This is a genomic window from Lentibacillus populi (genome assembly GCA_014642895.1).
Lineage (GTDB): Bacteria > Bacillota > Bacilli > Bacillales > Amphibacillaceae > Lentibacillus_C > Lentibacillus_C populi.
The window spans coordinates 1-4,455 of the sequence record BMJD01000089.1; the positions used below are offsets into that span (position 1 = coordinate 1).

Below are 4,455 nucleotides of genomic sequence, written 5' to 3' on the forward strand. Positions count from 1 at the left end.
TGCCGTGCAAAGCATACATTTTAATGATAGAGCGCCTTCTCTTTTTTGGCTATCAAAAAGTACCGCAATTACTACCGAGTATAATTTTACACATACTCGCTATGTCACCAGGCCGGATTTAAAAAGCAAGGGTTTTCCATCATCGATATTTTGTCGTTAATGCTTTTTTAATGTTATAACCTCATTAATATCCTCAATCTCCAACGCATTAGCAATCTTCTCAATATGCTTCAACTGAATTCTTTGCCGCTTCCCATTAGCCAATTCACTAAGTGTAGCCCGGCGAATTCCGGTTAACAAATGCAACTGGTTTATGCTCAAATCGTATCGACTAAGTAACTCATTCAAGACAATCTCTACCTTAACCAATCTCTTTCCTCATTTCCATACTAAAGGTTGACTGTACTTATAAGCGTACTATATAATATAACCAATAGTTGTACGCATATAAGTACAGATTTAAAAATATGGGAGGGATCGGTAAATGGAAAAGCTGGAGGTAACCCAACATAACCTACTAAACGAACTACACACAAAATGGACCCTAACCGACATGAAAAGCAGGATCATTCAAACCATATGCAGCTTGATAGACGACCAAGTATATACAAAGAACGATGCTGTCTATTCTTTGCTGGAGGTAGTGGCGTTGATTGAATTAGAAGAGAAAAAGGTTAAGCCAGTTGAGGCTAAACAATGTTTAGGGAATGGAAAATAGAATGGTGAGTTTATGGAATTGTTGCAGCTGTTGCAATTTCTCCGAATTGGATCGTTTCTCAGCCTTGTTTGTATCCAAGCTACAACAATTTCAACTTAATTTTTTATTCTCTTTGTGGCAAAGGATTTATAATTGCTGCTGTGTGATGTTATTTCTCTGTACAGCCCCATTTCACGATATCTTATGCTCAAACAAACATGTAGCCGTTCGCTCCATCTGCTTCTCCCATACAAAATGCGAAACGTCAATTGGTAATAGCTGTCCATTTTTAAACGTAATAATGGATTTTACTTCTGGGTATTTGCGTGATTGGTATGCCCTTATTTCCAGGATATGATGATAGAAGATCCAGTTACATTGGAAATCTGTTTGGGGGGGTGGTTGGGAAGGTGGATATGCCTTTGTACGGATCAATTGGAATGGGGACCTTCCGTTTGAATCCGGCTTGATGCATGACGACAGCTTTTCTCCGCCGCTCATATGAAGCGTAATTGTCTAAGCAGGAAGCAGGCTATATGAATAAGCTGGATGGGAGTTTTGCGAACGAATACCTGTATCTCCCGTTAAAGCACAATTGTATCATAGCCCAATTGTGCTGCAGGCAGGAGTGCCATCGTATGCTCATTTATCTTGTAATGATTTAGAATTTCCTTTCACAACATATAGCACCTTTTTAAAAAGCCGTATTTGTTATGATGCAAGGTAAGGTACAAATCAAGGAATCTTCACTTCTATTTTTCAACTCTTTTTTAACATCTCAATCAACGGATCCACCTTGATGTCCAGAGCTTCACAGATCCTCACAGCTGTATAGAGCAGCATTTGCTTTTTTCTCCGCGCTCCAGCCGACCCGTATGTTTATCGTTCAATCCTGCATCACCTGCCAGCTCTCTTGGGACAAGTGTAAACGTTAAAATATAATTAACAGTTTTCCACAAATAAGGTTAAACAGAATTCAGCAAATAAGACTCAACAGTTTATCTTAAATAACACACTTTCTATATACTTTAAGTAGTCTATGGAAAGTGAGGAACAGGAAGTGGAAAAGTTGACACCGGTTCGAAACCCTTACGATCAGTGTTGCTTACAGCGCGATAACGGTTGGGCCATATACGGCACAAATGATTGCTGGTGTGATTGCAGACTGAAGTCTTGCGCTGTTTCAAACTTTGCACACTGTGCTGTTGGTTCCCAAGAAAAGACAGCTGTTCTTGCTAACAAAAACCCCCTAAGCGGGGGTTTTTAATATATATATATTTCTGCTATTCATTAATTATCTCAAGAGCTGACTTAAATTCTTTCCCTTCTGTCGTACTAACGGTTAAAGGTTCTTTGATCTCATCGAGTCCTATATAAATAAACGGGGACTTGTTAGGGTTGTTTTCATCCTCAACCACATTCAAAACAACTTCTGTGCTTTCGTTTTGATTAATTTCCTCAACTTCAATTTTCTTACCGATATATTCTTCGCCAAGTTTTAAATAAATTTCTTTGTTTCCTTCTGAGATTGTTGAAACACGATAATGAGTATAGGTGTCATCATTAACAACGGTGTGCCCTTCATCAATAATCCAATAATCATCATCCTTTAGATTCACAACGAATATGGTGGTGAAAAAGAGCACCGATAATACGAATAGACCGATTTTATCCCAAATAGAAACCTTTGTGAGTTTAGACGATTTAGTCAATAATGGCAATGCCATCGTTCCCAATACACTGATTAGAAAGATGCCCCCTGCTAGGAATACATAACCCATTCCTTCAAACCCTCTTACAAAGAAAAAACTATAAAAACCAATGATTAAAGCTGTAATAAATGTCAGCAGTGGGGCCAAATAATACTGCTCTTTAAATTTTGAAAGGATAAAGAAGAAGCCAAAAACCAAAAAACCTAAAAACAATCCACCCGCAAGTATTAAATACACCCAATCCCCTCCTTAAAACTAATGTAATAATGGAAGTTGCCAAATGGCTAGTAAAATCACTAAGTCTACTATTAATGAATAGATGATCCATTTTTTATTTAAGAACGTCCATGTGAAAACTAGCAGAAAAATGGCTGTTGGTAAATAAAACAAAAAGGCTCCAAACTGAAAAGTCTGTATGGCTAACGCGTCTCCAAAGTCGTGGAAACGTAAACTATCAAAAGATATAACGAAAAGCACCAATATCCTCATTAAGAACAACAGAAGCCGTATGCCTATATTTATATGGACTAATTTCTTGAGGGGCTTAATATCAATGTCCTCACTCTCGTTGTTTTCCGTGTTCTCAATAGTTGTATTAAAAAAATCTCTCTTATCGAGCATGTTGTCACATTCAGGACAACAGTGGATATGCTCGTTGATTATTTCTTGTGTCTCTGTATCTAAATCATCAAAAACTGGAATTAATTCCTTACATAGTTTATGAATTTTCTTTTCATACTCATTCATCTAAATCATTCCTCGCTTTTATCAACCTTTTCTTAACCCGAAACACGCGCGATTTGATTGTAGAAATACTCAGATTTAACATTTCACTTATTTCTTTATAATCATAACCATAATATTCTTTAGTAAGAATGATAGATTTATCCGTTTTAGACAGAGTAGCAAGTATAGAACCCAGCTGCGCATCTATGATTATTTGATCTTCAGGTGAATAATTATTGATTAACAAGTCTTCTATAATGTCCCCTTCTTTTAATAAGCTAGGTCTATTCTTTTTGTATCTGTCTATAAGGGTATTTCGTGCCGCTACTTTTAGCCATCCTTTAATGGAACGAACATCCTTGATAATACTGGGTTTGGTTATTATTTCGTGAAAAGCTCCTGAATAATATCATCTGCTTCTTCCTGGCTGTAGGTCATCTTTGTTAAATACCGTCTTAAATCGTGGTGGTAATGATCTTCATAAATACGTTCTACATACTGAAAGGGTCTCAATTTGGCCAACGTAAGAACTCCTTAATAACGTTCTCATTACAGAGGACGATTTTTTAAAAGGGAAAGTTGTACGTAAATTACTTTTTTAAAAAACCTCGGTATTTTAGAGTATACTATCAGGGTTATAAATTAAAAACCAGTATCAGAAGGCTTATATGTATGGAAGGTTTTCTTTTTATTGTGGCTGTTTTCGCATTAATTGTTGCTTTCTTGACCATACTCGTAGAAGGTTAATATAATAACGTTCAAGAGGCGTTCAGGGTGTGGAAAAATGTATATGAAGATTTTAGTGATTTAACTAAACCAGAGCAGTTAGCATTGTTTAATGCTATGAAAGAAGATTTATTTCCAGAAGAACCAGATAAAATCACAAAAATACTTAACACCATTCGTTAGGCTCGGTTTGCTTCTGGTATGGCTTTGTGTTCATTGTGGCAGTATGTCTGTAAAACGTAGTGGTAAATACCGTTCAAGGCAACGCTATCTTTGTAAGGATTGCAATAAGACTTTCAATGATATGACCAACACTCCGTTTTCAGGCTCACGTTACCCTGAAAAATGGGTAAAATACATCGAACTAATGGTAGAGGGCTATACCCTGCTCAAAATTGCTAAACGCCTTCAAATACGCATATCCACCGCATTTTATTGGAGACACAAAATCTTGAACGTATTAGGTAGTCTTGGATTTAGTCAACTACAAGGTATCGTTGCTCATAAGCCCCTAAATGAACTTGGACACTAAGAGTGGAATGTATTATACTACTTAATGTGTTAGGGAGGCTTACAACATGAAACGCACAAGAC

Annotated in this window: 7 protein-coding genes and 2 pseudogenes; 2 read left to right on the forward strand and 7 right to left on the reverse strand. The window is 36.8% G+C overall.

Going from position 1 to position 4,455, the window contains the following annotated elements; all coding sequences use genetic code 11:
* Positions 1–156: 156 nt before the first annotated feature.
* A complete protein-coding gene (locus tag IEX12_RS22785; protein ID WP_088052278.1) occupies positions 157–369 on the reverse strand; it encodes a helix-turn-helix domain-containing protein in 213 nt (70 codons plus the stop codon).
* Positions 370–484: 115 nt separating this feature from the next.
* Here IEX12_RS22785 and IEX12_RS22790 point away from each other — a divergent pair, with 115 nt between their 5' ends.
* Entirely contained in the window at positions 485–718 is a 234-nt protein-coding gene (locus IEX12_RS22790) for a hypothetical protein (RefSeq protein ID WP_088052279.1), read from the forward strand.
* Positions 719–889: 171 nt separating this feature from the next.
* On the opposite strand, the gene IEX12_RS23990 is transcribed toward IEX12_RS22790, so the two are convergent.
* The 6 genes and pseudogenes from IEX12_RS23990 to IEX12_RS23650 form a co-directional block, all read right to left on the reverse strand.
* A complete protein-coding gene (locus tag IEX12_RS23990) occupies positions 890–1,132 on the reverse strand; it encodes a competence protein ComK (protein WP_159457816.1) in 243 nt (80 codons plus the stop codon).
* Positions 1,071–1,211, reverse strand: a pseudogene (locus IEX12_RS23995) (competence protein ComK); the annotation flags it as partial. The gene IEX12_RS23990 and the pseudogene IEX12_RS23995, both read right to left, overlap by 62 nt.
* Positions 1,212–1,980: 769 nt before the next feature.
* Positions 1,981–2,646 (reverse strand): YesK family protein, encoded by a 666-nt coding sequence (locus IEX12_RS22800; protein ID WP_088052281.1) that lies wholly within the window; start codon positions 2,644–2,646, stop codon positions 1,981–1,983.
* Positions 2,647–2,664: 18 nt separating this feature from the next.
* A complete protein-coding gene (locus IEX12_RS22805) occupies positions 2,665–3,156 on the reverse strand; it encodes a hypothetical protein (RefSeq protein ID WP_088052282.1) in 492 nt (163 codons plus the stop codon).
* Complete coding sequence (locus IEX12_RS23645; protein ID WP_308778335.1) at positions 3,149–3,520, reverse strand: RNA polymerase sigma factor; 372 nt, start codon at positions 3,518–3,520, stop codon at positions 3,149–3,151. Before IEX12_RS23645 ends, IEX12_RS22805 begins: the two co-directional genes overlap by 8 nt.
* Positions 3,517–3,657: a sigma factor gene (locus IEX12_RS23650; protein WP_235000454.1), complete on the reverse strand. Its 141-nt coding sequence runs from the start codon at positions 3,655–3,657 to the stop codon at positions 3,517–3,519. Before IEX12_RS23650 ends, IEX12_RS23645 begins: the two co-directional genes overlap by 4 nt.
* A 252-nt stretch (positions 3,658–3,909) precedes the next feature.
* On the opposite strand from IEX12_RS23650, the pseudogene IEX12_RS22815 reads away from it, so the two are divergent.
* Positions 3,910–4,360, forward strand: a pseudogene (locus IEX12_RS22815) (transposase); the annotation flags it as partial.
* Positions 4,361–4,455: the final 95 nt, after the last annotated feature.

Excerpts from the sequence above, each read along its gene's own strand:
- IEX12_RS22790 (WP_088052279.1), top strand. The coding sequence starts at position 485 with ATGGAAAAGCTGGAGGTAACCCAACATAACCTACTAAACGAACTACAC.
- IEX12_RS22805 (WP_088052282.1), bottom strand. The coding sequence starts at position 3,156 with ATGAATGAGTATGAAAAGAAAATTCATAAACTATGTAAGGAATTAATT.